At 71.5% G+C, this 25,252-nt stretch carries 19 protein-coding genes, 1 pseudogene and 2 CRISPR repeat arrays; of the genes and pseudogenes, 1 reads left to right on the top strand and 19 read right to left on the bottom strand.

The genetic code is table 11. From position 1 onward, the window contains the following. The first annotated feature begins 157 nt into the window (after positions 1–157). On the top strand, positions 158–979 hold the full coding sequence (locus ACIQIB_RS33090; protein ID WP_400762508.1) for a transposase: 822 nt from the start codon (positions 158–160) through the stop codon (positions 977–979). On the opposite strand, the pseudogene ACIQIB_RS33085 reads toward ACIQIB_RS33090, so the two are convergent. From ACIQIB_RS33085 to ACIQIB_RS32995, 19 genes and pseudogenes are all read right to left on the bottom strand, one after another. Continuing rightward, positions 972–1,130: pseudogene (locus ACIQIB_RS33085) on the bottom strand (group II intron maturase-specific domain-containing protein); the annotation flags it as partial. The gene ACIQIB_RS33090 and the pseudogene ACIQIB_RS33085 overlap by 8 nt on opposite strands. A gap of 115 nt (positions 1,131–1,245) precedes the next feature. Then, positions 1,246–2,833: a CRISPR direct-repeat array (repeat unit 29 nt; unit sequence GTTGCAAGCCCTCCAGGGCTGATCACGAC). Between the two features lie 89 nt (positions 2,834–2,922). Continuing rightward, positions 2,923–3,186: a CRISPR-associated endonuclease Cas2 gene (gene cas2, locus ACIQIB_RS33080; RefSeq protein ID WP_400762506.1), complete on the bottom strand. Its 264-nt coding sequence runs from the start codon at positions 3,184–3,186 to the stop codon at positions 2,923–2,925. A 6-nt stretch (positions 3,187–3,192) separates the two neighbouring features. After that, positions 3,193–4,173: a type I-B CRISPR-associated endonuclease Cas1b gene (cas1b, locus tag ACIQIB_RS33075; protein WP_400762504.1), complete on the bottom strand. Its 981-nt coding sequence runs from the start codon at positions 4,171–4,173 to the stop codon at positions 3,193–3,195. Beyond that, a complete protein-coding gene (locus tag ACIQIB_RS33070) occupies positions 4,173–4,694 on the bottom strand; it encodes a CRISPR-associated protein Cas4 (RefSeq protein ID WP_400762502.1) in 522 nt (173 codons plus the stop codon). The genes cas1b and ACIQIB_RS33070 overlap by 1 nt, the downstream gene beginning before the upstream one ends. After that, positions 4,691–7,081, bottom strand: a complete 2,391-nt coding sequence (gene cas3, locus ACIQIB_RS33065; protein ID WP_400762500.1) for a CRISPR-associated helicase Cas3' — start codon at positions 7,079–7,081, stop codon at positions 4,691–4,693. The genes ACIQIB_RS33070 and cas3 overlap by 4 nt, the downstream gene beginning before the upstream one ends. Next, complete coding sequence (cas5, locus tag ACIQIB_RS33060; RefSeq protein WP_400762499.1) at positions 7,063–7,782, bottom strand: CRISPR-associated protein Cas5; 720 nt, start codon at positions 7,780–7,782, stop codon at positions 7,063–7,065. Before cas5 ends, cas3 begins: the two co-directional genes overlap by 19 nt. A 5-nt stretch (positions 7,783–7,787) precedes the next feature. Then, entirely contained in the window at positions 7,788–8,828 is a 1,041-nt protein-coding gene (gene cas7i, locus ACIQIB_RS33055; protein ID WP_400762516.1) for a type I-B CRISPR-associated protein Cas7/Cst2/DevR, read from the bottom strand. A gap of 21 nt (positions 8,829–8,849) precedes the next feature. Next, a complete protein-coding gene (locus tag ACIQIB_RS33050) occupies positions 8,850–10,283 on the bottom strand; it encodes a hypothetical protein (protein ID WP_400762497.1) in 1,434 nt (477 codons plus the stop codon). Beyond that, complete coding sequence (gene cas6 / locus ACIQIB_RS33045) at positions 10,280–10,963, bottom strand: CRISPR-associated endoribonuclease Cas6 (protein ID WP_400762495.1); 684 nt, start codon at positions 10,961–10,963, stop codon at positions 10,280–10,282. The genes ACIQIB_RS33050 and cas6 overlap by 4 nt, the downstream gene beginning before the upstream one ends. 368 nt (positions 10,964–11,331) lie before the next feature. Then, a CRISPR array of direct repeats spans positions 11,332–12,530; the repeat unit is 29 nt; unit sequence GTGGTCATCTGCCCTGAAGGGCTTGCAAC. Between the two features lie 97 nt (positions 12,531–12,627). Next, positions 12,628–13,824 (bottom strand): LLM class flavin-dependent oxidoreductase, encoded by a 1,197-nt coding sequence (locus ACIQIB_RS33040; protein WP_400762493.1) that lies wholly within the window; start codon positions 13,822–13,824, stop codon positions 12,628–12,630. Between the two features lie 49 nt (positions 13,825–13,873). Beyond that, complete coding sequence (locus ACIQIB_RS33035) at positions 13,874–15,013, bottom strand: acyl-CoA dehydrogenase family protein (protein WP_400650961.1); 1,140 nt, start codon at positions 15,011–15,013, stop codon at positions 13,874–13,876. Then, the gene (locus tag ACIQIB_RS33030; RefSeq protein WP_400762491.1) at positions 15,007–15,795 is read right to left on the bottom strand and encodes a class II aldolase/adducin family protein; all 789 of its coding nucleotides are present in this window, start codon (positions 15,793–15,795) and stop codon (positions 15,007–15,009) included. The genes ACIQIB_RS33035 and ACIQIB_RS33030 overlap by 7 nt, the downstream gene beginning before the upstream one ends. After that, a complete protein-coding gene (locus ACIQIB_RS33025) occupies positions 15,776–16,498 on the bottom strand; it encodes a dihydrodipicolinate reductase C-terminal domain-containing protein (protein ID WP_400762490.1) in 723 nt (240 codons plus the stop codon). The genes ACIQIB_RS33030 and ACIQIB_RS33025 overlap by 20 nt, the downstream gene beginning before the upstream one ends. Next, positions 16,488–16,769 carry an acyl carrier protein gene (locus tag ACIQIB_RS33020; protein WP_400650968.1) on the bottom strand — a complete coding sequence of 94 codons (282 nt, stop codon included), beginning with the start codon at positions 16,767–16,769 and terminating at the stop codon, positions 16,488–16,490. Before ACIQIB_RS33020 ends, ACIQIB_RS33025 begins: the two co-directional genes overlap by 11 nt. Before the next feature lie 161 nt (positions 16,770–16,930). Further along, positions 16,931–18,373 carry a class I adenylate-forming enzyme family protein gene (locus ACIQIB_RS33015; protein ID WP_400762488.1) on the bottom strand — a complete coding sequence of 481 codons (1,443 nt, stop codon included), beginning with the start codon at positions 18,371–18,373 and terminating at the stop codon, positions 16,931–16,933. Next, on the bottom strand, positions 18,370–19,767 hold the full coding sequence (locus tag ACIQIB_RS33010) for a hypothetical protein (protein WP_400650974.1): 1,398 nt from the start codon (positions 19,765–19,767) through the stop codon (positions 18,370–18,372). The genes ACIQIB_RS33015 and ACIQIB_RS33010 overlap by 4 nt, the downstream gene beginning before the upstream one ends. Before the next feature lie 13 nt (positions 19,768–19,780). Next, the gene (locus ACIQIB_RS33005) at positions 19,781–21,673 is read right to left on the bottom strand and encodes an ATP-binding cassette domain-containing protein (RefSeq protein ID WP_400650976.1); all 1,893 of its coding nucleotides are present in this window, start codon (positions 21,671–21,673) and stop codon (positions 19,781–19,783) included. Continuing rightward, entirely contained in the window at positions 21,670–23,586 is a 1,917-nt protein-coding gene (locus ACIQIB_RS33000; RefSeq protein ID WP_400762486.1) for an ATP-binding cassette domain-containing protein, read from the bottom strand. Before ACIQIB_RS33000 ends, ACIQIB_RS33005 begins: the two co-directional genes overlap by 4 nt. After that, positions 23,583–24,959 (bottom strand): condensation domain-containing protein, encoded by a 1,377-nt coding sequence (locus tag ACIQIB_RS32995; protein ID WP_400762484.1) that lies wholly within the window; start codon positions 24,957–24,959, stop codon positions 23,583–23,585. The genes ACIQIB_RS33000 and ACIQIB_RS32995 overlap by 4 nt, the downstream gene beginning before the upstream one ends. Positions 24,960–25,252 lie beyond the last annotated feature (293 nt).

Here is a 25,252-nt window from a genome sequence, read left to right as displayed (position 1 = left end):
ACGTCGGACTCGCCCTGGTCACCAACCAATAGCGAACAGACAGGCGATAACCCGAACGCCACAGAAGATGATCAATGGAGGTCAAACGACAAGCTGAGGTGTCGAAGCCCAAATTGGATCAAGCAGAGAGACGGCGCGCCTGCCTTCAGCAAACACCGTGGTCGAGGCGGTGCGCTGGGACAAATCAGAACAGTGCGTGGTCGTGTCGGTACGGCCTGACGCGCGGCGGCGTGGACGGTGCGGACTGTGCCGCCGCCCGGCAGCGCTGTACGACCGCGGACGCGGCCGACGCCGATGGCGCGACCTGGACCACGGGACGCGGCAGGTGTTCCTGGAGGCCGACGCCCGGCGCGGCACCGGTCACACCCTGGCCTTCGACCAGCAGGCCGCGTGGATGGCCGCCGAGTGCTCCAAGAGCGCCGCGGCCGAACTGCTGCGCTGCACCTGGCGCACGATCGGCCGGATCGTCGAGCGCTGCACCGCCGACCGCGACCGGCACACCGACCGCCTGGCCGGATTGCGCCGGACCGGGATCGACGAGATCTCCTACCGCAGGGGCCAGCGCTACATGACAGTCGTGGTCGATCACGATACCGCCCGCGTGGTGTGGATGGCCGACGGCCACGGCGCCGACGTCCTCACCCGCTTCTTCGACCAGCTCGGCCAGGCTCGAACCGCCCGGCTGACCCACATCAGCGCCGACGGCGCCGCCTGGATCGCCCAGGTCATCGCCCAGCGGGCACCCGGTGCGCTGCGGGTGATGGACGCTTTCCACGTGGTCGTCTGGGCCACCGAAGCGCTGAACACCGGACGCCGGGCCTCGTGGAACCGGGCCCGGCGCGAACTCGGCGTCCGGGAGCAGGCAAGAGCGCTGAAGGACTCCCGTTTCGCGCGGTGGAATAACGCCGAGGACCTGACCGACTGCGATGGTGCCGTTTGGCGATCCACAGCGCCAGTCGCATCCTCGCGAACATCCTGATCTTGTCGAAGTGGCGTGATGAGTTTCCATACTTGAAGTACACCGCCCACCCGGACAGGAACCAGTTCATCTCCTGCACCACCACTTCAACCGGCAATCGCGGACGGGAACGGTCCGTCAGTTCACAGAGCCGATCCCGCGCATGCCTCATAGCCTTGTCTGCGGGCCATCAGGCGAGGAAGGTGATGGGCTTGCAGCCCCGGCGCGGAACATGACGCACCAGCGGATGGTGAACCCGAGGAAGTCCACTCCGGACACCCATACCGGTTGCAAGCCCTCCAGGGCTGATCACGACCACCTCGGCGCACCGCTCGGCATCGCCCGCCTTCCGGGCGGGTTGCAAGCCCTCCAGGGCTGATCACGACCGTCGGCGGACGCGGAGAGGAGGCCTCGGACATTCTGTTGCAAGCCCTCCAGGGCTGATCACGACGAGGACCTGAGCGTCCGGACGACGCTTGACTTCACGTTGCAAGCCCTCCAGGGCTGATCACGACTTCGCCGCTGGCCGTCCGTACGCCCGCGACCTCGCGTTGCAAGCCCTCCAGGGCTGATCACGACGCGAAGCCGCTGGCGGTGGTTCTGGGGGAGCTGCTGGGTTGCAAGCCCTCCAGGGCTGATCACGACGGTCCCCCCCCGGCGGGGGTGGAGAGTTCGGCGGTGTGTTGCAAGCCCTCCAGGGCTGATCACGACGCCCCTGCCCGGTACCGCCCTGGAGGCCACCGTGGAGTTGCAAGCCCTCCAGGGCTGATCACGACCAGGTACGCCGGGCCCAGCGTGAAGGGATCCGGCGCGTTGCAAGCCCTCCAGGGCTGATCACGACAGGGCGGCGCGCACGCGGCCGGGGCGCGGTGGACGTTGCAAGCCCTCCAGGGCTGATCACGACTCTTGATCATCTGACCGGCCGAATTCACGGCCTGGCGTTGCAAGCCCTCCAGGGCTGATCACGACACGCCCCCGCGCCCGAGACCGACCTGCCGCTCATGTTGCAAGCCCTCCAGGGCTGATCACGACCAAGAACGTCTACAAGGGCGGGATCGGCAAGTGGGCGTTGCAAGCCCTCCAGGGCTGATCACGACCTGGGTATGGAGGTCGAGCGGCATGCTCGTCCACTCGTTGCAAGCCCTCCAGGGCTGATCACGACCGGCGGGGGCCGGGTGAAGTCCGGGCACCGGAGCGTGTTGCAAGCCCTCCAGGGCTGATCACGACCTCCGCCGCAGACGCAGGAAGGTGTCGGCCGCCTGGGGTTGCAAGCCCTCCAGGGCTGATCACGACGAATGGTCAAGTTCGAAGGCTCCCGGCCGATGGCGTTGCAAGCCCTCCAGGGCTGATCACGACGCAGCCCTACGCCACCCTCCGCACCCGCACCGCCATGTTGCAAGCCCTCCAGGGCTGATCACGACTCGTGGCCGTTGGCGTAGCGCTTGTCCACCTCGGGTTGCAAGCCCTCCAGGGCTGATCACGACCCGCCGCCTTCCGCGTGGTGGTCGAGGTACTGGCCGCGTTGCAAGCCCTCCAGGGCTGATCACGACCACCGCCCTCCTCACCCGGGTCCGGGAACTGGAGGCGTTGCAAGCCCTCCAGGGCTGATCACGACTCCATCGCGGACGCCGTGCTCGCCGTCGTGCAGCCGTTGCAAGCCCTCCAGGGCTGATCACGACCCTCCCCCGCCTCCCTTGAGGTGCGTTCGGGGTGAAGTTGCAAGCCCTCCAGGGCTGATCACGACCCAGCGCAGACTTCCAGCGACTCCTCGGCAAGTACCTGTTGCAAGCCCTCCAGGGCTGATCACGACGTGTCGCCTGTGCCGCGCGCGCGCCGTCCTCGTCATGTTGCAAGCCCTCCAGGGCTGATCACGACCCGAGGGTAAAGTCCAAGGTCAGAGTGCCTGCGAGCGCCGTCGTGGGTCGCGGCAGCGCGGCAACCGGCCGGTACTGCAGCGGTGCTGGTCACAGGATGTCGCCCGGCCCGCCGAGGGTGGCGCCGAGTGTTACGGAGTCAATCATCTCCGGTGAGCGGGCGGTGTAGGTGACGATGCTGTCGTAGGTGGGGTCGATCACGTTGTTGAGGGCGCTGGTCAGGGCCCGGTACTGGGCGGCGGTGAGTTCGCCGTGGAAGACGCTGCGCTGCGTCCAGTGCAGGTATTTGCGGCAGGTTTTCAGGACTTTCGGGTTGCGTTCGGCGGCGGTGTCGTAGACCAGGATGACGAACATCAGCCCCTACCACCAGGGCCGGAAGGGCTTGTACGACGTGCCCTCCAAGCACAGACGAACAAGCTTGAGTGCTTCGAGGTGGATGAGTTCCTCGTAGCTGACCTGCCGCTTGAGCGTCCGGTGGTACACCGTCGTCGCCAGTTCGTCCCGTACGAGGGCGGCGATCTTCTTGCGGCCGTCCGTACTGAGCGCGGCGCGGCCGACCTCCGTCTCGAAGTCGCTGGGCTTGACGTGCTTCTGGCTCGCGGCCCGTCGCAGCAGCCGTTCGGCGAACAACGGCTTGAAGGGTTCAGCGAGGTCGAGGGCGAGCGTGTTGCGGCGGCGGTCGGTGTCGGCGTGGAGGAACCCGATCGCGGGGTGGAGCGGGGTACTGCGCAGGGCGGTGAGGACGCGGGCGTAGACGAGGGCGTTGAGGTAGCTGATGAAGGCGTTGCCGGCGTTCGTCGGCGGCCGTCGGCTGCGTCCATTGAGACGGAGCCAGGCGGGGAGGCGGCTGTCGAGCACGGCCCAGGCGGTGCGGCGGAAGTTGCCTTCCTGTCCCATGAGTTCGTCGGCGTCGTGGCAGTTGGGGAGGTTGGTACGCAGGGTTTCGAGGGCGGGGTCGAGGAGGTCGGTGTCGAGGGCCCAGCGGAGGTTCTCGGCGGTGGCGAGGAGGAGGACACGGGCGATCGGGAGGCGTTGTGCGGGGTCGCCGGTGATCTCGACCTGTCGGCGGACGACGGTGGCGGAGGACATGGCTTCGGCGGGCGCGAAGTGTCCGGCGTGGTTGCCGTAGTGGTCGAGGACATGGACAGTGACGCCGTGGCGGCTGAGGAGGGACATCGCGGAGGTGTTGAGGTCGACGTGGTCGAAGGTGACGAGGTCGCGGATGTCCGTGATGGGGATGCGGACGGGGCTGCCGTCGGGGCGTTCGATGCGGAGACTGTTGTCTTCGCGGCGGATGCGGCAGGGTTCGGTGAGCCAGTAGGTACGGCCGACGGCAGGCATCAGGTTCCCCAGCAGTAGTCGAGGTAGGAGCAGCCGCGGCAGGCGGCGCGGGTCTGACGGTCAGGGGGTGCAGCCAAGGCGATCACGGCACGGGCTTCGTCCTCGGCGGTCTCGGCTTCTTCGCGCGCCTCGTCGTTCCAGGGGACGTCGGTGGTGCGGCGGATCAGGGGGTAGTGGACGGTCCCGCCGCGCACGTTGACGCCCCGGCGTTCCAGGAGCAGGCAGTAGTGGCGGACTTGGGCGTCGTGGGCGGGAGAGGGGGTGCGGGAGGACTTGGTCTCGTGGACGACGGCGCCAGCGGTGACCCAGTCGATGCGGGCTTCACCGAGGTCGACGTCCCGGCGGCGGGCGAAGGTGGTCTCGCTGACGACCTCCCCGAAGGCCACGAGGTCGCTGCCGGCTTCGGGGCGGTAGCCGCGCATGTAGAGCCAGAGTTGGCGGGGGCAGTGGCGGAGGTATTTGATGTGGACGCCGCCGAGGCACTGGTCGTCGCGGGTGGGGTCGGAGGGGATGGGGTTCACAGGATGGTCTCCGGCTCGGCGGGCGGGCGAAGGCCCAGGACGGGGTCGTAGTCGCCGTCGATGAGGTGGACGCCGAGGGCTCGGTCGAAGGTGGCGTTGTAGGTCTTCAGTTGTCCGTAGCGCAGCGGGATGAGCAGCCCGGCGGCGAGCAGGGGGTCCGCCTTCTTCCCGATCGCGAGCTGCCGGTACTCCTGGGCGTCTTCGCGGAGGAGGACTTCGACGGTGTCGAAGCGTTCGCCGAGGCTCTTGGCGTGTTCGGTGCGGTCGTGGAAGGGGTCGGTGAAGGTGAGGAACTCCGTGGTGAAGCCGTCGCGGGCCTGCCGCGCGCGCTGGGCCCAGTCGTGGCCCCAGTCGGTGTCGTAGGCGAGGTGAAGAAGGCGGTCGATGTCCTGCTCGCTGAGGGTGGTGACACCCTCCCCCACCAGGGTGGTGAGGGCCGACCAGGCGGCTTCCACCGCGCCCGCGTCGTACGGGCGGTGGCCCTCGGTTCGGTGGACACGGAACTCGACGGCGCCGTCGGGGTGCAGGCCGCGGCGGTTGACGCGTCCGGCGCGCTGGGCGACGGCCTCGACGGGGGCGTTGTCCACCGCACCCCGGTCGAAGTCGAGCTGCAACGAGACCTCGACAGCCTGAGTGGCGACGACGAGGCCGCCGCGGTGTCCCGGTTCGTCGGGTCGGCGTTCGGGGTGGCGTGCCAGGAGGCGGGTCTCGATGGCGTCGCGGTCCTGGTTCTTGAAGCGGGAGTGGAGCAGGAGCGCCGCATGCGGGTCGTCGGGCCGCGCCTGGCGGGCGTGGTCGGCGAGCGCGGTGAACAGGTCCTGCGCGGTGGCGACGGTGTTGGTGACAACCAGGACGCTGCGGCCGTCCCCAAGCCACGATTCGAGGCGTTCGATGCTGTCGGGATGCGTCAGGGGGAGGTCGTCGACAACTAGCTGGTGACGGACCGGGGCGGTTCCGGGCGCGGCGCGGTGGCAGGTGACCGGCTGGTGAAGGCTCTCGTCGACGATGTCCAGCAGTGGCGGGGCGAGGGTGGCGGACAGCACGGCGATCCTGCTGCCGAGCTGCTCCCACAGACGCATCGCGGCGCAGAGACGGCCGAAGGTCTCGGGGTCGTAGGCGTGGAGTTCGTCCAGGACGAAGAGAGAGTTGGCCTGTTCGAGGAGGACGGAGGAGTGCGTGGGGCCGGCGATGGCGGCGCCGAGTAGTTGGTGGGGCGTGGCGACGCGCAGGCGCTGGGTGAACAGCCGCATAGCGTTCGCGCGGGCGCGTGCCTTGCGGGCGTCGTCCTTGGTCGGGCCGCAGCAGTCGTCTTCCAGAGCTTCGATGAGGAGGGTGCGGGCGAGGGCGCCGTGGAGAAGACCGATGTCGGGCCGCTCCTGGCCGGCCGCAGGTTGAAGGGTGCCCGCGAAGCGGTGCCTGGCGGCGTTGAGGGAGGCCCGGTAGGGCAGGGTCCACACCAGGCGGGGCAAGCCGGTCATCGTGGCCAACTGCCGGGCCGCCCAGGCGAGTCCCGCTTCGGTCTTACCGCTGCCGGTGGGGGCGATGAGGACCAGGTGGCCGACGGTGTCGGCGGCGTCCTGCTGGTGGCGGTGCGCCGTGTACGGGAGCCGGGCGAGGTAGTCGAGCGGCAGCGGCATATGGGTCTGCAGGTCCACATGGGCTGAGCCGGCGTGATCTGCCAGGGTGAGGGCGCCCTGGGCTAGGACGGCGATCAGGCCCCGATGGGCTTTGACCGGCTCCCGCCAGGTGGTGAGGACCTCTTGGAGGAGAAGGCGGGCCCGGTCGGCGAGCGGCGGGTCGCCAGGTCTCGGGGGTGCTGGTTCGGTGCCGAGGAAGCCGGCCAGCCAGGCGAGGAGTTCCTGGTGCAGGCCCCGCGGCACCTGCGGTCCGCCGTCCAGGCCGGGTCGGCGGCCGAAGGCCTCGTCCCAGCGGGTGCGCTCGTTGTACTGGCGGGACAGGGCGGGCTTGCCGCCGCCGAGCGAGGACGCCGCGTGCAGCGGCCGGTGGTGGCCGGCCACGAGGGTGGCGATCAGCAACCGTTCCTCGGCGGTCCAGTCGGCCGCCGGGGCCAGCAGGTCGACGTAGGCGAGGGAAAGTACCTCGTGGCGCTCACCCCAGGGTTCGGCGCCGGGTTCGAGCTGCCGTTGGAAGCTCTCTGCGATCTTGCCCGCATCGTGCAACAGGGCGGCGGCGCGCACGAGGACCCAGAACAGCGGTTCGGTGGCGATGATCCCGGCTGCGGCGATGCGGGCCTCGATCTGGGCGACTGCGGCGTGCACGGTGCGCAGGTGGGTGGTGAGCCGCTCCGGGTCGTCGCGGGGAAGGGACTTGGCCCGCAGGTCGGTAAGAGCGCGCCGGCGGGGCGGGGTCAGGGGGCTAGGAGCCATACGGCTTGGGTGTCCTCGTGCGGGTCTGCAGGGGTGGGTGCTTCGCGGTAGGCGTGGCGGACCAGGGTCGCTCCGGCAGGCTCGTCGCACCACAGGTACGACGACCACGTGGTGGTGAGGCGGTCGGCGGAGACGGTGTCGGCGAGGCGGTGGGTGTGCGCGGACGGCACGTCGTGGCCGTCGAGGGGGGCGAGCGCGTGGCCGACGATCGCCGTCCGGGCGGGTTCGAGAACGACGCGTGCGGCGCCCGTGAGGTGCACGAGGTCCTGGGAACGGCCCAGGCGCAGGGCATAGCATGGTCGGCGGAGTGCCTGGGCGAGCCGGGCGCCGTCCGGATCAGGCAGCCATACGGTCAGGTGGACGTCGGCCAGGAAGGGCCGGTCCTTGGCTGTCGCTCCGCCCTTGCCGGCCCGTACCCGCCCGCCGGCGGAGGGGTTGCTGCCGTCGGCGGCGATGGGGTGATAGGTCTCCGTGTCGATGCCGTGGCCCTCGGACCACGCTGCCATCCCGAGGATCAGCGGTTCGGCGGCCGCGCCGGTGGCTGCGGCGAGCATGCCGCGGACCGTGGAGGGCGGCGGTACGGGAAGGATACGGGTGATACCGGGGAACAGCGGGTCCCGGAAGGAGGCGACGGGGGCGTAGAACGTGGCGCGCAGCGCCTGCACCGGCTCGTGAGGTGGTGGCGGGGCCGTGTTCGGCACCGGGCTCACCTCTGGTCCGGGTCGTCGAACCAGCCGTCCAGTCGGCCGTCACGGAGGTCGGCCGCCAGCTGGAGCAGGATGGTACGGGGGTGGTCGATGACGATGGTGCCGTCGGCCAGCTCGCAGGCGCACTGCTTCTCGAACTCCTCACGGGCCTGGTCGCGGAAGCCGGGCCGCCATCCGATGCGGACGGGTGCTTCCCACTCCCCGCTCCAGGCCTCGAGTTCCTTGGCGAGTACGTCCCCGCGTAGGCGCACCCCTGTGTCCGGGTCGCTGTCAATGATGTTGCCCAGCGGGTTGATGCCGCCCTTGAAGGGGACCAGGACCATCAGAGCGGGGACCCTGTCGCCGTAGTGCAGGGCCTGCTTCGCGCCTCCGCCGAGGTGCGCGATCGCCTCCAGCAGCAGCGCCGCGCGGCGGCGGCGCTCCTCCAGCGGCAGCCGCACCGCAGGCTGGTCACGGAACATTCCAGTGGTGGCACCGAGCGCTGCGGCCTCGGCGACCTGGAGGGCCTGCTCCTGGGTGAGGTAGTTCGGCCGGCCCACCCCGTCGGCCCCCGGCAGCGTGAACGTGCCGACCCTCGGCACGTCCAGCAGGAAGGGTGCCGCCAAGTCGGCGGTGTAGAACTCGTGGCCGTGCAGGACGGGTTCGGTCACACCCCGGGACATCACACCGAAGTCCTCGGTGGGGTAAACCGGTTCGACGGACATCAGCGTGCCCAGCATGAACGGGCTGTCGCGCAAGGTCGTCGCCGCGTCGTCCTTCTTCGCCCCGGCCTTCATGTAGCCGAACAGGTCGTCATCGGCGAAGCGAACCGGATCGGCCTGCGTGTTGGCTTTCTGCGCCTTGCCCTGGGCCTTGCCGACCCGGGTGACCGGGGACGGGACCGAGCCGCGCTCGACCATGGTCTCCCTGATCCAGCGGCGCGCCGCCTGCGCGGACACGTACGGGTGCTTGCGGCCCCTGATCCGCGCGAACTTCACACGGGACATGGTCTCCTCGCCCCGCCCGTTGTTGGGAGCGCCCGCGCTCACCGCAAGTACCATCATGCCTGCCAAGAAGGCCATTTACGCCTGTCCCATCTCGTAGTCGTGGTAGCCGTCGTCCTCGTCCTCGCCGTCAACGGCGAGTGCCGGCTGGTCGGTCAACGCGTCGATCTCACGCTCCTGCTTCGGGTCGGCCGCCTTCTCGCTGACCGCGACACCGCGCTGTTGGAGCAGCACCGACACCTGCGCGAACAGGAGCATCCGCTGTTCCCAGGCCCGCGGCCGCCGCTGGATCAGCGGCTTCCACAGCTCCGGGCCCGCCAACGGAGTGGCGTTGCCGTCCAACTGCAGACGTGTGTAGGCCTGAACCAGGAGCCCACCGAGCTGGTAGTCGCTGAGTGCGGCCTTGCGGTACTCCGCCAGACGCCCGCGCGGGCTGCTGCCCCGCGCGATCCAGTCGGCGATCAGCGTCGCCACCGGTTCCAGATCCGTTTCCATTCCGAAGACCTCCTCGGCGTAGGTGAAGGCGAGCCGGGCCAGGGCCTCGCGGTCGCGGAGGCTCCATGAACCGCCGGCGTCCGCGAGGAGGCGGTGCAACTGTCCCAGCAGCGGCCGGCTGCGGCCGTCCTCGGCCTCGAAGAGCAGTCGCGCCGCCTCGCTCGCGCCGCCCGCGGTGATCCGCCCCTGGGCGTCGTAACGGGTCAAGGCGCGGCGCAGCAGGTGCCAGCCCCGGCGCAGTGGCGCGTTGCCATCCACCGTTGCGAGGAAGGCGGGTACGGCGCGGCGTGTGCGGGTGACGCGCAGCCAGGGCTCCTGGTTGTCGTTCTTGAAGGTCCACAGCGTGGTCGCGCACAGGCCGCCGGCCGCGTCCCGCAGCGCGGTGAGGGCTACGAGTTCGGGCCTGGCCGTGGCGGTCATGCCGGTGAATCCGGCCTGCATCACGCGGCGGGCGCGCCTCACGTTGCGCCGGGCGAACTCCCACTCGGCCTGGTCGTTCTCGCAGGACAGCACGGTGGCCGAGCCCGCGGTCACCCATGCCCCGTAGGGCAGTGCCCACATCGCGATCCGGCACCCGCGGCAGACCGGCCAGCCGGCGACACCCGGCGGCAGCGCGTTCAGCGCCTTGCTCGTGTCGAACAACGGCAGGTTGGACTTCGCCCACACCACCGTCGCGCCGGTTCCGCAGAACGTACAGGGCCGCGCCGGCCCGGCGGCTGGGGAGTCCGGGGCGAAGAGGTTCTCGATGTCCGGCCTGAGCACGAGCGGGTCCGAGGTCCGCTTGCTGTGTGTCGCCTTCGAGTTGGGGTACAGCGCGAACAGCACCTTCCACCAGTCGTACCGGCTGGTGTCCTTGGCCGCCGTCGCCGCCGCGACCACGTCTGCCACGAGGACGGACGACACGGCATCCAGATCGGCCTCGCTCACTCGGTTCGGGTCCTCACGATCGGCGAGGACGGTGACGGCCCACGCCCCCGCCCGTTGCAGCGGCTGGCCGGTCACGAGGAGCGCGGTCATCGCACCCATCCGAACCCCTGGATCGTGTCCAGCCCCAGGCCCCAGGAGCGCACGGCATTCGCGAACCGCGCATCGGCCTCCATCACGACCCGCACGCGCGCCCCGATCCGCGGCGCCCCCCGCACGGTGAACCGCCGCCGGGGGCCGGCCTCCAGCACCCGCAGGCCCCGAGGGGCCGGCAGGCCCAGCACGTCGGCCTTGTGCGCCAGGTTGTGCTCCAGCCGGTCCACATAGTGCTCGTCGCCCGGCAGCAGGTTCCTGCCTTCGTACTTGAGCACCACCGGTGTCACCGTCTCCAGTTCCACCGGCCCCTCCCCCGTCGGCAGCACGGCGTCCATGTCCACTGCCACACCGCGCACCCGCAACCGCGTAGCACCCCACACCAGTTCCTCGCACGACGCCAAAGCCCGCACCAGCACAGACGCGATCTCCGGGACCGGCGACCCGAACCACACCGACCCATCGCGCGACGTGGTGTAGACGCCCTTGCGGTGCGGTGCTCCCATGAACAACGGCCCCGCCACACCGACCGGCTTCAGCGGCTTCCCCCGCCACCCGCCGTCGTGCAACGCCTGAGCCAGCGCCTCGTCCTGGCCACGGAGCAGCTGATACACCACACCACGGGCCGCGCCGTGCAGGTCGTCCCACCGCATGGTCGGCGTATCCGGCGTGACATCCACCCTCACTCGCACCGCACTCTCCCGTAGACCCATATGCCGGCCATCTCGTCCAACGTGCTGGTCGCGCAGCCTAGTTGGACACGAACAGTGATGGTTCCATTTCTCATTATTTGCGCCAATAATTATCTATATGTGCTATAGGTTCCAGGCTGGCGGAAGCCTTCGCCGTCATCGCGGATCGCCCAACAGCCACGTCGCGGGGCCGCACCGACACCCACGACGCCACCAAGCCCATGAACAGCGTGCACCCACAGGTAGGGCCGCTCTAAAACGCCCTGACCTGCGGTGATGCACTACCGACCGGTCACCGCAGGACAGCTGCCACTCACACACCCGATACACCCGGCGACCTGGTGCTTTACCCTCGGGTGGTCATCTGCCCTGAAGGGCTTGCAACGCGAAGAACCGGTCCTCGAACACTGCGTTTTCGAGGGTGGTCATCTGCCCTGAAGGGCTTGCAACGACAGACCGCCATGGCGATAGCCGGCAACTGGAAGGTGGTCATCTGCCCTGAAGGGCTTGCAACGTGCTGTCGCTCGCGGACCTGGTGGTGGTCACCACGTGGTCATCTGCCCTGAAGGGCTTGCAACGGGATCTACAACGTAGAAACCCACTTGGTGCCGGGTGGTCATCTGCCCTGAAGGGCTTGCAACGGGGGTTCTTCTCGGGGAGTCCACCCCCGGGGCCCAAGTGGTCATCTGCCCTGAAGGGCTTGCAACGCCACGTTGACCAGCGCGTGTTGAGTCTGGGCCGGGGTGGTCATCTGCCCTGAAGGGCTTGCAACCCGCCGTGGCCGGTCTGCCGGATGCAGGTGGTGGCCGTGGTCATCTGCCCTGAAGGGCTTGCAACGCGCGCAGCCGCCCACCATTGACGGGATCGCACGCAGTGGTCATCTGCCCTGAAGGGCTTGCAACCAGCTCCCGACCACCGCACCACCGTGCGCGCCGGGGTGGTCATCTACCCTGGAGGGCTTGCAACGCAGCCGGGAGTGGGCCCAGCTCCCCGACGGGACGCTGTGGTCATCTGCCCTGGAGGGCTTGCAACGCGGTCTCTTTCAGGCGCTGCTGGAGACTCTCGAGTGGTCATCTGCCCTGGAGGGCTTGCAACGACGCCGGGCAGGTCCTGCCCCTGGTGCCGGCCGCCGGTGGTCATCTGCCCTGGAAGGCTTGCAACAGTGCGGCGCGCACAGCAAGCGCCGTGCTCAACCGCGTGGTCATCTGCCCTGGAGGGCTTGCAACGCGGTGATGACGACGTGGTGCTGGCCGGGGTTGTCAGTGGTCATCTGCCCTGGAGGGCTTGCAACAGGGCGCCGGGGATCGGGGCGCCGTAGATGCGGCCGGTGTGGTCATCTGCCCTGGAGGGCTTGCAACACGGTCCAGTCCGCCTCGGGCGCCGTGGTGGTCAGGTGGTCATCTGCCCTGGAGGGCTTGCAACGCCAGGTCCATCACGTACATCTGGCCGACGCGGTCGCAGGTGGTCATCTGCCCTGGAGGGCTTGCAACCGGACTGCATGACCGCGCACGAGTACAACCCGGCCCGTGGTCATCAGCCCTGCAGGGTTCGCACGTCGCCCGCCCCGGGCCGCAGGGCTTCCGCCCGGCGCAGGGCGGGCGAGGGGCGGGCCGACGGCGTCCCGGAGCGCGCGCAACGTGCCGGAGCCGCCGTCAGACGCGCTCGCGCTCCCCCTGGCCCCCGCCGTCCGGCGCACCGTGCTCGGCCATGGCCTTGTTCCGCGCCGCGAAACCGGCTTCCTGCATGGCGGTACGGTTGGCCGCCGCCCACGCGTTCGAGGCGCGCAGCCGGTCGGTCGTGCCCCGGAAGCGGGGCGCCACGAACCGCGCGAAGAGGTCCACACTCAGCAGTTGGGCCGGCCACGGCGCCCAGTCCTGGCAGGAGATGAGCAGGGTGCCGAACCCGCCGGTGACCTCCTGCAGCTTGGTGATCGCGCCGACGACGTCCTCCACGTCGCCGACGATGATCCCGTTGGCCGCCACGGTGGCCTCGAAGGCCTTGGCGCCGCTCTGCGGGTTGCGCGACATCGGGAGGCCGATGGTGTCGATCCAGAGTTCGTCGCGCTGGCGCAGCCACCCCTCCCGGATGTCCTCCAGTGCCTCCTCCCTGGTCCGCCCCACGTGGACGGGTATGACCAGTCGCCAGTCGTCCCGGGACACCTGTCGGCCGGCCTCGGCCGCCGCCTCCTCGTGGTGGCGCCACTGGTCCGCCAACCGTTCGATGCCCAGGCTGTGCCCGGCCCGGACGGCGCCCCACGGCGGTGCGGCGTGGGACAGCACGCTGATGCCGAGCCGGCCGGCCAGCTGGACGCCGAACGGGGTGGCGGCGCTGGCGACGGTGACCTCCGGGCCGCCCGGGCTGAACGGACCCAGCTGCAGCCGGGCGTCGACGAGCCTGAACCAGCCCTCGTCCCGGGTGACCGTCTCGCCCGCGAGCAGCGCGACGATCGTCTCCATCGCCTGGGCGGTGCGCTCGCGGGTGTCCTCGGGCGCGATCCCGAACATGTGCATGTCCGAGATCACCGACCCGGCCCCGCCGCCCAGGATGAACCGGCCGCGGGTCATGTGGTCGAGGTGCATCGCCCGTTCGGCGACCAGGAAGGGGTGGTGGTACGGCAGCGCGGTGACCCCGGTGGCGAACTTGATTCGCCGGGTGCGCTCGGCCGCGGCCGCGATGAGGAGCTCCGGCGCGGGGATGGTGCCCCAGCCCGCCGAGTGGTGCTCCCCGATCCACAGCTCCTCGTAGTTCAACGAGTCCACCACCTGGGCGAATTCGAGGTCGCGCTGGTACAGGAGGGTCGGGTCCTCTCCGATCGGGTGCAGGGGGGAGATGAAACAGCCGAAGCGCATGGTGATCCTCTGTGTCGGTTCGTGCGGTCCTGGCAGGTTCCCGCCGAGGTCACAGCGACCTTGCGATCGCCGCTCGCTGGATCTGGTTGGTGCCCTCGATGATCTGCAGGAGCTTCGCCTCCCGCATCCACCGCTCCACGGGGTGGTCCTGGACGTAGCCGTGGCCGCCGAGCACCTGGACGGCATCGGTGGTGACCCGCATGGCGGTGTCGGTCGCGAAGAGCTTGGCCTGTGCGGCCTGGGTCGCGAACGGCCGCCCGGAGTCCCGGATCAGGGCCGCCTCCAGCAGCAGGGCGCGGGCCGCCGCGACCTGGGTCGCCATGTCGGCCAGCAGGAAGCCGACGCCCTGGAAGGAGATGATCGGCGAGCCGAACTGGACTCGCCCTTTGGCGTAGTCGGCGGCGTAGTCCAGCGCCGCCTGAGCGAGGCCGACCGCGCAGGCCGCGATGCCCAGCCGCCCGTGGTCGAAGACCGAGGCCGCGACCAGCATGCCCCGGTTCTCGCGGCCGAGCCGCATGGACTCCGGCACCCGGACGTCCTGGAGGACGACCTGGGCGGTCGGCAGGGTGGCCAGCGCCATCTTGCGCTCGGGCCGCTGGGGCAGCACGCCCGGAGTCTGCGCGTCCACCATGAGGCAGGTCAGCCCGCCCAGGCCGGCGCCGCCGGTTCGGCAGTAGACGTTGTAGAGGCCGGCGACACCGCCGTGGCTGACCCAGGACTTGGTGCCGGAGATCCGGTAGCCGCCCTCCTCCCGGACGGCGGCCGTCCTGATGCCCTCCAGGTCCGAGCCGGCGTCGGCCTCGGACAGCGCGTTCGCGCCGAGCACCTCGCCGCTCAGCAGCCGCGGAAGCCATCTGTCCCGCTGCTCGTCGCCGCCGAACCGGGCCAGTCCGTGCGAGGCGAGGACCTGGAGGTGGACGGATTCGGCCACGGCGAACCAGCGGTACGCGAGCCGTTCCAGCACCTGGAGGTAGAGCGTGTACGGCTGGTCCCCGCCGCCCCAGCGCTCCGGGAACGGCAGGCCGACCAGCCCGGCCCGGCCGAGGAGTTCGACCAGCTCCCTCGGGAAGCGTCCCGAGCGCTCCTCCGCGGCGGCGCGCGGCGCGAGTTCCTTGTCCGCGATCTCCTCCACCAGCGCGAACAGCTCCCGCTGGGTGTCGTCGGCGAACGACCGTTCGACCTTTACCATCCCGCCGCCTCCGGCCAGGCCCGTACGACGGCGCGTACGGAGTGCTCCCAGTAGGACCGGACCGCGAGGTCGCCGTAGATGAACTCGCGCTTGGCCTCGACGTCGGTGGCGGAGGAGCTGTGGTAGCCCCCGGGCGCCGACTCCGCCAGGAGCTGCAACCGGCAGGCCCGTTCGAGCAGGTGGGCGAGGACGATGGCGTGCTTGAGCGACTTGCCGACCACCAGCCCGCCGTGGTTGCGGAGCAGCAGCGCCGGGTCGGGCCCGAGTGCGGCGGCGACCGCGCGGCCGGTGGCGATGGACAGAATCGTGTTGCTGGTGACCGTGAAGCGGGACAACCGGTCCTCGAAGCAGGCACCGTCGTGGGAGACGGGGCGCAGCGCCAGGTCGGTCGCGCCGAACACCAGGGTGTACGGCGCGTGGCTGTGCACGATGGCGTTGATGTCGGGGCGGGCGGCGTACACCGCCTGGTGCAGGGGGAGTTCGGGCGGGGCGAGGCGGTGCGGCGGCGCGTCTGGGTCCACCTCGGCGGGGACGATGTCCTCGGGCCGGCACTCGTCGAAGCCGGTGAGGGCGCCCTTGATCTGGAAGGACCCGCCGCCGGGGAGGCGGGCCGAGACCTGGCCCTGGTTGAAGTCGTCGTGCCCGCCGAGCGACAGCGACCGGGCGCCGATCGCCAGGTGTCCGCGCAGCCGCAGCAGCGCGGGCGTCGGGGCCGGCGGGCCGGCGGTCGCGGGTGTGGTCGCGGGCGTGGCCGCAGCGGTCTCATCGGTGCTGATCGGCATGCCTGCTCCTTCGGGCCGCGGCCTCGTAGACGTCGTCCATCGACCACAGCCCGGCGTCCGCCCGCGCGAGCCAGCGCACCCCGAGCAGGGCGCCGGCGCCGGCCGCGGCCAGTGACCTGATCTCGTGATTGATTGTCAGAATTTGCTGTTCAAAGGTGAGTTGGAAAGTGTGGTCGCTGACCGGCAGGCCGGAACGCAGAGCCGCGACCTCGGTCGGTGGCTCGCCGGTCCGGGCGGTCCACAGCTCGGCCAGGGCCAGCGCGGAGGCGCTGGGGCTGTCCTTCTTGGCCGCCGTGTGCCGCTCGCGCACCACGGCCTCCGGCCGGTCGGTGTGTCCGGCCAGGGCCTCGGCCAGCACGGCGATCGCCCGGCGCTGGAGCCAGTGGCCGAGCGAGAGATTGGCGGCCCGCAGGACCGGCCGTTCGGCCGCCAGGGTCCGCAGAGCGTCGAAGTGCCGTGGGGTCAGCCCCGAGGCGCAGCTGAGCAGCGGCAGGCCGGCGCTCCGGCACTGGGCGACGGTCCGCTCGGTGGCGGCCGCCGGGGCGGCGTCCACCACGACGTCGGGGCGGCCGCCGGTCGGCAGCTCGCCGCCTTGGCCGGTCGGCAGCACGTGGTGTCCGGCGTCCCGGCACGCCTCGGCCACCGCCGTACCGAGCCTTCCCCGGGCGCCGACCAGGGCGACCCGGAACGTCTCACCCGGCATGGGGGCCGACTCCCTGGTCCTCCATGTACCGCACGAGGCCGCGCACGGTGCCGAGGGTGCCGGCCGCCTCCTCCAGGTCGATGTAGACGCCGAACTCGTTCTCCAGGGAGTCGATCAGGCGCAGGAAGGACAGGGAGGACATGCCGAGCTCCGCGAAGGAGGAGCTGCCGACCAGGACGGCGTCCAGGGGAAGCCCGCCGTCGGAGGCGGTCACCGCGAGATCGGCGACGCGATCGTGCAGGGCGCTGGGCTGCGGGGACGGGTTGGTCATGACACTCCGTTTCGCGGGGACGGTCTGGTCGGACGTGCGAACAAGGGCGTGCGGACGAGGACGTACGGACAAGGGCGTACGGACGAGGACGTGCGGACGAGGACGTGCGGACAAGGCGGCGGGACGGCGGCCGGGCCGGCCGGCGCCCCGGCGCGCCGGTCTCAGCCCTCCAGCAGGGCGCGCGCGGCGGCCAGCCGGGGCTTGCCGATGCTGGAGGCAGGGATCCGGTCCACCACGGCGAGGCGCTCGGGCACCTTGTAGGGGGCCAGCAGGCCCCGGCAGTGGGCGCGCACGGCATCGGTCCCCACGTGCGCCGGCGCGGCCACCAGGGCGCCGAGCGCCTTGTCGCCGTCGGACCTGGTGACCTCCAGGACCAGGGCGTCGGTCACACCGGGCACGGTGCGCAGGACTTCCGCCACCTCGTGGGGATCGACCTTGCGGCCACCGACGTTGATGTGCTTGCCGGAGCGGCCGGACAGGTGCAGCAGCCCGGACTCCAGGTGGCCCTCGTCGCCCGTGAGGTAGAACCCGTCCTGGTCGAGGCGGTGTTCGAGGAGGCCGGGTGCGTTGAGGTACCGGGAGCCCATGGACGAGGAGCGGACCGAGATCGGGGCGGGCTCCCCGGCCCGCGCGCCGGGCGGGATCCGGAACTCGACGCCGGGCAGCGGTGCGCCGAGGCCGCGCTCCAGGGCCGGCTCGCGGTCGAAGGTGAGCGGACCGGTCTCGGCGATGCCGTAGTAGTTGGCGACGGGAAGGCCGTACCGGTCGATCAGGGCACGGGCGTCGTCCGGCGGCAGCGGAGCGCCCGAGGAGATCGCCACCCGGATTCCGGCGAGCTCCGGGGCGGGGGCGGTGCGGCGCAGCAGCGAGGCGTACAGCGCCGGGAACCCGGTCAGCCGGGTGGGCCCGGTCTGCCGGACGTACCGCAGCACGTGCCCGGCGGTCGGCAGGCCACCGGCCAGGTGGAGGACGGAGCCCGCGAGCAGGCCGGGGACGAGCGAGGTGTTGAAGGCCAGGCCGTTGGCGAGGCCCGCGAAGCAGAGGATGCGGTCGTCGGGCCGCAGACCGGTGCCGGCGAGCCAGCTGGTGGCGGCGCCGGTCACGGCGGTGCCGGAGAACTCCACGCAGCTCGGGTACCCGGTGCTCCCGGTGGTGTAGCGGCACAGTTCGGTGGTCGGCAGCAGCTCCGGGCGCTCGCGCGGTCCGGTGGCCTCGCTGACCTGTAGCGGCCCGGCCAGTGGGCGGGCCGGGCCGGCCGACCCGGCGGGCAGCGGGCGGTCGTGGAGCAGCAGGTCGATGCCGCAGCTGCGGATGGCGGAGGCGATCTCCGTCTCCCCCCACTGCGGGTCGAAGAGGAAGGGCACCGCTCCGCTCCCCAGAGCGGCGAGCAGCGCGACGGGGTAGTGCGCGGAGTTGCCGGCGCTCAGGGCGATCCTGGGGCGGTCCTGGCCGGGCCGGATACCGAGCCCGAGACTCTCGCTCAACTCGACTGCCCTGGTGAGGATTTCACCGTAGCTGGCGGTCCCGTCCGGATCGGTGACGGCGGGCCGGTCACGGTGGGTGTGCAGGGATTCGCGCAGGCGCTCCCACAGCAGGCCGGTCATCCTTCCCCCTGGGCGTAGGCGATCTCGGCGCGGTCCAGCTTGCGGCCGGCGTCGCGGTCGCTGCCGAGGGCGACGATGTAGAGCAGTTCCCGGGTGTCGTCCAGCTCGGCGGCGGCCCGCCACCGGGCGGCGTCGAACCCGCCGACGCCGGTGACCCCGATGGCGTTGCGCGCGGCGCCCAGGTAGAGCAGGTGGGCGGCGGCCGCGGACCGGAAGATGGCCTCGCGCAGCAGGGCGGGGCCCTTGCCGAGGGTGCCGGCGCGGTCGGCGTGCAGCAGGACGAAGGTGTCCGCGCCCGCCAGGTGGTGCTGTCCCATGCAGGCGCGGGCGATCGCCTCGGCGTCGGTGACGAAGTCGGTGCCCAGGAAGCGCGGTTCGCCGTGGTGCTCCGGTCGGCCGGCGGGGAGGCGGCCGTGCGGGGTGAGCACCGTGACGCCGAGGCCGGCGCCGGCGAAGTCGCAGGGCAGTGTGGTCGTCAGGGTGCCGACGGTGTCGAGCAGGACGGCAGGGTCGAGCGGTCGGCGCCCGAAGTGCTTGGAGGAGCGCCGCCGGCGGGACAGACCGGTCCACTCCCCGGGCCGGATCCGCGCCGAGGCCGGGAGCACCGGGCCGGCGTCGACGACGGTACGGGCCGCCACCGGGGCCCGTTCCTGCCCGGTGGCGAGCAGGTCGGGGATGCCGGACCAGCAGACCGCCTCCAGGTGACCGGTGTTCTCCATCGGGACCGGCCGGTCCTGGCACAGGTAGCTCCAGCCCTCCGGGACGGGCGCGTCGGGCGACTCCGGGAGTCCCAGCTCCAGGACGGAGTGGATCTCGCGGTACGGCAGGAGGTCGGCGAGTGCCGCGGCCAGCCGCTGCCGGGACACCGCGAGGCGTAACCGGGCGGTGCCGTGGTCGAGCGCGGTACCCAGCATGTTGGTCGCCGCGTGTCCGGTGTCGATCTGCGCGTAGAGGTAGCCCCGCGGACCGTACTTGCGGATCGACAGCCAGGGGCGGACGGCGAGCAGGACGAGAACGGACCGTTCGTCGTCGGCGTCCTCGGCCAGGATCTCGTCCAGTGGTGCGCCACCGGCGGTGCGGACGCAGAGCCGGCGGTCGAGATCGAGCCGGTAGAGGACGGCGGGGCCCGGGCCGGATCGGTCCAGGGCGAGGACGTCGTAGGGGAAGATCGCGCCGGCCGAGGGGACGGACCGGATACCGCCGGATCCCCTGCTGAGGATGCCGTTGTCGACCACGGCCAGGGCCCTGGCCAGACCTGGTCCCGGTGCGGCGTCGTCAGCGAGTGCGGGACGGGCCGAGATCGCGATCAGGTCGGCCCAGATCCGGGCGAGTTCGGTGCCGTCCTCCGCGGTCGCGGGGTCTTCGAACCGGTGGATGGGGTCACGGGTGTGCAAGGTACCTGCCTTTCTAGGCGTATGCGGCGGCTTGCAGGGTGTAGAGCTCCGCGTAGAGTCCGGGGCGGGCCATGAGCTCCTCATGGGTGCCCCATTCGCGTACCCGGCCCTCCGTGAGGACGAGGATTCTCTCGGCGCGGCTCACGGTGGAGAAGCGGTGGGTGACCAGGACCGTGACGGAGCCGTGGGCCCGGGCCCTGGTTCGGGCGGTGGCGCCGTATCCGTCGAACAGGAGGTGCTCGGCCTCGGCGTCCAGGGCCGAGGCCGGCTCGTCGAGGATGAGCAGCAGCGGGGCCGGGCGCAGCAGGGTGCGGGCGAGGCCCAGCTTCTGCCACTGACCGCCGGAGAGTTCGGCACCGTCCCCGTAGCCCTTGCCGAGCAGGTGGTCGACGCCTCGGGGCAGGGCGGCGGCGACGCTCTCGGCGTCTGCCGAGCGCAGCGCGGCGGCGAGGGCGGCGGTGTCGTCGCCGGGTTGTGCTCCGGGACGGAGGTCGCCGAGTCCGACGGTCTGCCGCAGGGGCAGTTCGTAGCGGGCGAAGTCCTGGAGCAGGGCGGCGACCCGGGCCCGCCAGGCCACGGGGTCGAGCTCGGCGAGGTCGGTGCCGTCGACCAGGATCCGGCCCCGGGTCGGGCGGTAGAGGCCGCAGAGCAGCTTGACCAGGGTGCTCTTCCCGGCTCCGTTCTCGCCGACCAGGGCGATGGTGGAACCGGCCGGGATCTCCAGGTCGATGTCGTCCAGGACGGGCTCGGCCGCCCCGGGGTAGCTGAAGGAGACGTGTTCGAAGCGGATGCCGCCGTGCAGCCGTGCGGGGACCGACGGGCCGGGCCGGGCGACGGGCGGGGCCGTTCCCGGCGCCCCGGCCGGGTCGGCGCCCGCTGCCGGACCGGGCTCCGCGGCCGTGCCCGCGGGGGCTTCAGCGGCGGCGGGGCCCGGCGCCCGGTCTCCCTCCGCGCCGAGCCGGGCCAGTCGGCGGACGGTCCGGCCGGCCCCCTGGAGCGTGCCGAACAGCCCCAGGAAGGTGGCCGTCTGGGTGCTGATCTGCACCGTCAGGGTGATGACCAGGATGACGTCGCCGAGCCCGATCCGCCCGTCGAGGGCCGCGCCGACGGTGATCAGCAGCGCGGCGGCGTAGGCGGCCGCGAACAGAAGCTGTCCGACGGCGCGCAGGGCGGCGGCGCTCCACTGTGCGCGGTTCAGGACCGCGCTCACCGCCCGCCAGGACTCGGCCTGCCGGCGGCGGAGTTCGGGACCGGCGCCGGAGAGGCGGATCTCCCCGGCCGGCCCGGGTGCGGTGGCGAGCCTGAGCAGGTCGCGGGTGCGCCGGGAGTCCTCGGCGCTGTGCTTCTTGGCGCGCTCCACGACCTCCTGGGCCCGGTGGCCGACCAGCACCGGCGGCACGGCGAGCAGTGGCAGCAGGGCCAGGACGGGCTGGACCTGGGCCAGGAGCACCATGGTGAGCACGGTCTGGAAACCGATGGTGACCAGTTGCAGCACCGCCTCCAGCGCCGACCTCGTTCTGACCACGTCCTCGCGGACGAGGTGCAGGGTGTCGGCGAACTCCGGGGTGCCCACCCGTTCCAGGGTGCCCGGGGCACCGGCGGCGTCGAGCAGACGGCTCTGGAGTTCGACCTCCTCCAGTTCGCCGAGCTCGAAGTAGTGCAGGTGGGCGAAGTGGCCCAGCATCTGCTCCCCGACGAGGAGGAGCGCGGCCGCCAGCGCGAAACCGACGGCCGGGCCGCCGTGGCCGTCCAGCACCGCCTCGGTCAGGTGCTTGAGGGCGACGGCGAGAGCGGGTGTCGCCAGGCAGCCGAGCAGCAGCAGCCCCAGGCCGGTGATCAGCCGGCGCCGGTCGATGCGCCAGGACAACCGGATGAAGTGCGCGACGGCGAGCCACAGATCCTTCATCGCAGAGCTCCCTGGCGGTCGGGGGCGGTCTCGTCCGGCCGGCCGTCACCGGTGCTGTCCGCCTGCGGGTCGTCCGGGGCCCGGTCGAACCGGTCGGCCTGGAGGCGGAACAGTTCCGCGTACCGCCCGCCGGCCCGGAGCAGGCTGTCGTGGTCGCCGTTCTCGATCACGGCGCCGTCCTCGATGACGACGATGTTGTCGGCGCGCCGGACGGTGGAGAACCGGTGCGAGATCACCACGCTGGTGATCCCCCGGGTGAGTTCGAGGAAGCGGTCGTAGAAGGCCACCTCGGCCCGGATGTCGAGCTGGGCGGTCGGCTCGTCGAGGACGAGTACCTCGGCCCCGGCGTCGACGGCGTAGAGGGCGCGGGCGAGGGCCACTCGCTGCCACTGCCCACCGCTGAGGTCCCGCCCGCCCTGGTAGGCGGCGGAGAGGGCGGTGTCCGGTCCGACGGCGTCCAGAATCTCCCGGGCGCCGGCCCGGACGAGGGCCGCGGTGACGGCGTCCCGGTCCATCGGCCGGTGCGCGGCGCCCAGCGCGACGTTCTCCGCGAGGGTCAGGTCGTAGCGGTTGAAGTCCTGGAAGACGACGGCGAGTCGGCGGCGCCACTCGGCCGGTTCGAGGTCGGTCAGCGGCACGCCGTCGGCCTCGATCCGGCCGGAGCCCGGTTCGTGCACCCGTGCCAGCAGCTTGACCAGGGTCGTCTTGCCCGCGCCGTTGAGGCCGATGACGGCCGTGGAACGGTTGGCGGGCAGGAACAGGTCGAGTTCCTCGTAGACCCGACGGTCCGCGCCGGGGTAGCCGAAGGAGACCTTCCGGAACGCGATGCCCTCGCTCAGCCGGGGTACCGGCCTGGCCCGCTCCGGCCGTGCCTCGTGGCCCGTCTGTGCCTCGAAGTCGGTGAGCGCCCGGTGGGCCAGCATGCCGTACTGGGTCTGCACGTCGCTCTCCGGGAAGTAGACGCCGAAGCGCAGCGGGACGAGCAGGCACTGCACGGTCAGCGCCAGCGCCAGAGCGCCGTCGGTACCCCGGGGGACTCCGGTCGCGAGGGCGAGGAAGACCCCTCCGCCGCCGACGGCCGCCACTGCCGCGAGGCCGACGAACGGCAGCAGCAGCAGGCGACGGCGCTCCTTCCAGAGTTGCGCCAGGTAGCCGACGGCCTCGGCCCGGTAGCGGTCGCGGAACCAGGGCAGGGCGCCGAGCAGACGGATCTCCTTGCCGCCGGACGCCTCGATCGCGGCGGTCCGCAGGTAGGCGGACTTCCGGCGCTCGCCCGCCATCCCCTTCCAGTACTCGACGAAGGCGGCGAGGGAGCCGCGCTGACCGAAGCGGACGGCGATCGCGGTGACGGCGGCCAGCACGGCGGCCCACGGCCGGAGCACCACGGCGAGGACCACCAGCGCGGCGGCGAGCTGGGCGTAGCGTGCGACGAGGCCGACCAGACCCGCGACGGCGTCGCCGGGGCTGGGCATGGCGCGGTCGAACGCCGACCGGGCGTCCGCCAGACGGTCCAGCGCCTCCGGCCGGTCCAGCGAGGAGGGCGGCGCGTCAATGGTGGTCGCCGTCAGCAGCCGGTCGACGCAGTAGCCGTCCACGGCCCGGGTGACGGACTCGGCCACGGCGGTCTGGAACGGGCGCAGTGTCTGCGCGACGACGAAGGCGGACAGGCCGACCAGCAGTGCGGGCAGCACCACGCCCCAGGCACCGCCGGCGGCGGCCGCCCGGGGGAGCCGCGAGATCGCGACGGCCGTCGCGACCATGAACGCGACGGGCAGCAGGCCCAGTGCGAGGTTCACGGCGAGGGCGAGCGTCACAAGCGGCCCTCCGGCCGCCGGCAGCAGGCGGGCGATGGCCACCCACCGGGCCGCCCGGGTGCGCACGGACGCGACCGGATTGCGGTGTCCGGGGGTCATGCGCCCTCTCCGCCCGGCACAGGCGCTGCCGCGAGCCGGAGCGCGCTGTCGAGGACCACCCGCTCGGTCTCGCGCAGGCACTCCTCGATGACGGGCCGGGGCAGCAGGAGGGTGTCCGCCATGACGAAGAAGCGGACCGAGTCGGGCGAGTAGGCGGTGTGGGCGAAGAAGGTCGCGTCCTGGGCCGCCCAGGCGCCCTCGACGTGGAGGCGGGTGCGGGCCCGGAGCCGCTCGACGGCGCCGGCCTCGGTGGGCAGCGTGCCGAGCGTGTCGGGCCACCGGTCCTGGAACCGCGCGTCGTTGAAGAAGCAGCCCAGGTCGGGGCGGGCGCCGCGGCGCTGCGCGACACCGTCCAGTACCCGGTCGAGATCGACGGGGTGGTAGCGGGCGTTCTGGTAGGCGATGGCGGCTCGTTCGTGGGTCGCGCGGACGAGGGAGGGGAAGTCGGCCGCGTCCACGTCGACGGTGAACAGCGCGTTCTCCGTCATGGAGCCCACCAGGTCGTCGGTGCGCGGGTCGACCCGGTTGAAGGCGATCAGTTGGAGCACCACGGAGGTGCGCTCCGCGAAGCGGCTCACGACGGCGGCCGTCGCGGCGAGCAGGACCGTGGAGACGGACGTCCTGCAGTGGTCGGCCAGTGCGGTGGCGGCGAGCGCGAGCGCGGGCGAGTCCATCCCCAGCCGGACGAAGCGCTCCGGGTCGGCAGCGCTCTGCGGGGACGGCCCGAACATCGCGGGGGGAGCCTTCTCGATGGTCCGCTCCCAGTAGCGCAGCGCGCCCCGGCTGCGGGCGAGCCCGGCCGGTGATCGCTCGACGCCGGCCTGGTCGCGCGGCTGCCACGGGTCGGCGGCGAGTTGCTCGCCCGCGGCGAGGGCGCGCAGTTGGCGTTCCAGGATTCGCATCGACCAGCCGTCCACGGCCTGGTGGGTGACCACCAGGCCGACGCACATCGCCTCGGTGCCGCGGGTGAAGACCGTGAAGCGGCCCGGCATCCCCTCGGCGCCGGGGAGCCGCTCGGCGGCCTGGACAAGGGTGCGGGCCTCCGCCGCCTCGCGGACGTCCCCCTCGGGTACGGGCACGACCAGGATCTCGACGGCGCCCTCGGCCCGCACCGTCTGCGTGGGTTCCTCCTCGTCTTCCTCCCAGCGGGTCCGCAACGCCTCGTGCCGGACGACGAGTTCGCGGACCGCCTCCACCGCGCGGTCCACCGTGGTGCCGTCGGGGAGGTCGATCAGCCGGCGCACATTGAAATAGTGCGCTTCGTCCCCCATCCACGCGATGGTCTTCCAGATCGCGAGCTGCCCCCAGGTCAGCGGAGCGGTTCCGCCCCGTGCGGAGAACGATCGTCGGTGAACTTCTTCCTGGTCGAGCACCTGAAAGCATCCTCCGTCGGAGACAAGGGGTGGCGAAAGGCGCGAAACATCCGGCGGTATCGGGGCAGGTCACGACCTGCGGGCACCGGGACACCCGGCGGTGGGTCCGCACGGCGACCCCGTCCGCACGGCGCACAATCTATTCAGAGGTCTATACCAAAGTCAACGATCTGTAATATCGTCAGAAACCTTGAAGCACAGGAGATTTGACGCTACGTCACACAACAGAGGAAGCCGGTAAGACCAGCCGGGTGAATCCGTCCGCCCCGCGCTTCCGGTTTGTCCCGCAACGC

Source organism: Kitasatospora sp. NPDC092286 (genome assembly GCF_044755565.1).
Classification (GTDB): Bacteria; Actinomycetota; Actinomycetes; order Streptomycetales; family Streptomycetaceae; genus Kitasatospora.
Note: the sequence above shows the minus strand (reverse complement) of the source record. Positions and strands in the feature narration are given on the sequence as shown.

Excerpts from the sequence above, each read along its gene's own strand:
- cas2 (WP_400762506.1), bottom strand. The coding sequence starts at position 3,186 with ATGTTCGTCATCCTGGTCTACGACACCGCCGCCGAACGCAACCCGAAA.
- cas1b (WP_400762504.1), bottom strand. The coding sequence starts at position 4,173 with ATGCCTGCCGTCGGCCGTACCTACTGGCTCACCGAACCCTGCCGCATC.
- cas3 (WP_400762500.1), bottom strand. The coding sequence starts at position 7,081 with ATGGCTCCTAGCCCCCTGACCCCGCCCCGCCGGCGCGCTCTTACCGAC.
- cas7i (WP_400762516.1), bottom strand. The coding sequence starts at position 8,828 with ATGGTACTTGCGGTGAGCGCGGGCGCTCCCAACAACGGGCGGGGCGAG.
- ACIQIB_RS33050 (WP_400762497.1), bottom strand. The coding sequence starts at position 10,283 with ATGACCGCGCTCCTCGTGACCGGCCAGCCGCTGCAACGGGCGGGGGCG.
- ACIQIB_RS33040 (WP_400762493.1), bottom strand. The coding sequence starts at position 13,824 with ATGCGCTTCGGCTGTTTCATCTCCCCCCTGCACCCGATCGGAGAGGAC.
- ACIQIB_RS33035 (WP_400650961.1), bottom strand. The coding sequence starts at position 15,013 with ATGGTAAAGGTCGAACGGTCGTTCGCCGACGACACCCAGCGGGAGCTG.
- ACIQIB_RS33030 (WP_400762491.1), bottom strand. The coding sequence starts at position 15,795 with ATGCCGATCAGCACCGATGAGACCGCTGCGGCCACGCCCGCGACCACA.
- ACIQIB_RS33025 (WP_400762490.1), bottom strand. The coding sequence starts at position 16,498 with ATGCCGGGTGAGACGTTCCGGGTCGCCCTGGTCGGCGCCCGGGGAAGG.
- ACIQIB_RS33020 (WP_400650968.1), bottom strand. The coding sequence starts at position 16,769 with ATGACCAACCCGTCCCCGCAGCCCAGCGCCCTGCACGATCGCGTCGCC.
- ACIQIB_RS33015 (WP_400762488.1), bottom strand. The coding sequence starts at position 18,373 with ATGACCGGCCTGCTGTGGGAGCGCCTGCGCGAATCCCTGCACACCCAC.
- ACIQIB_RS33005 (WP_400650976.1), bottom strand. The coding sequence starts at position 21,673 with ATGAAGGATCTGTGGCTCGCCGTCGCGCACTTCATCCGGTTGTCCTGG.
- ACIQIB_RS33000 (WP_400762486.1), bottom strand. The coding sequence starts at position 23,586 with ATGACCCCCGGACACCGCAATCCGGTCGCGTCCGTGCGCACCCGGGCG.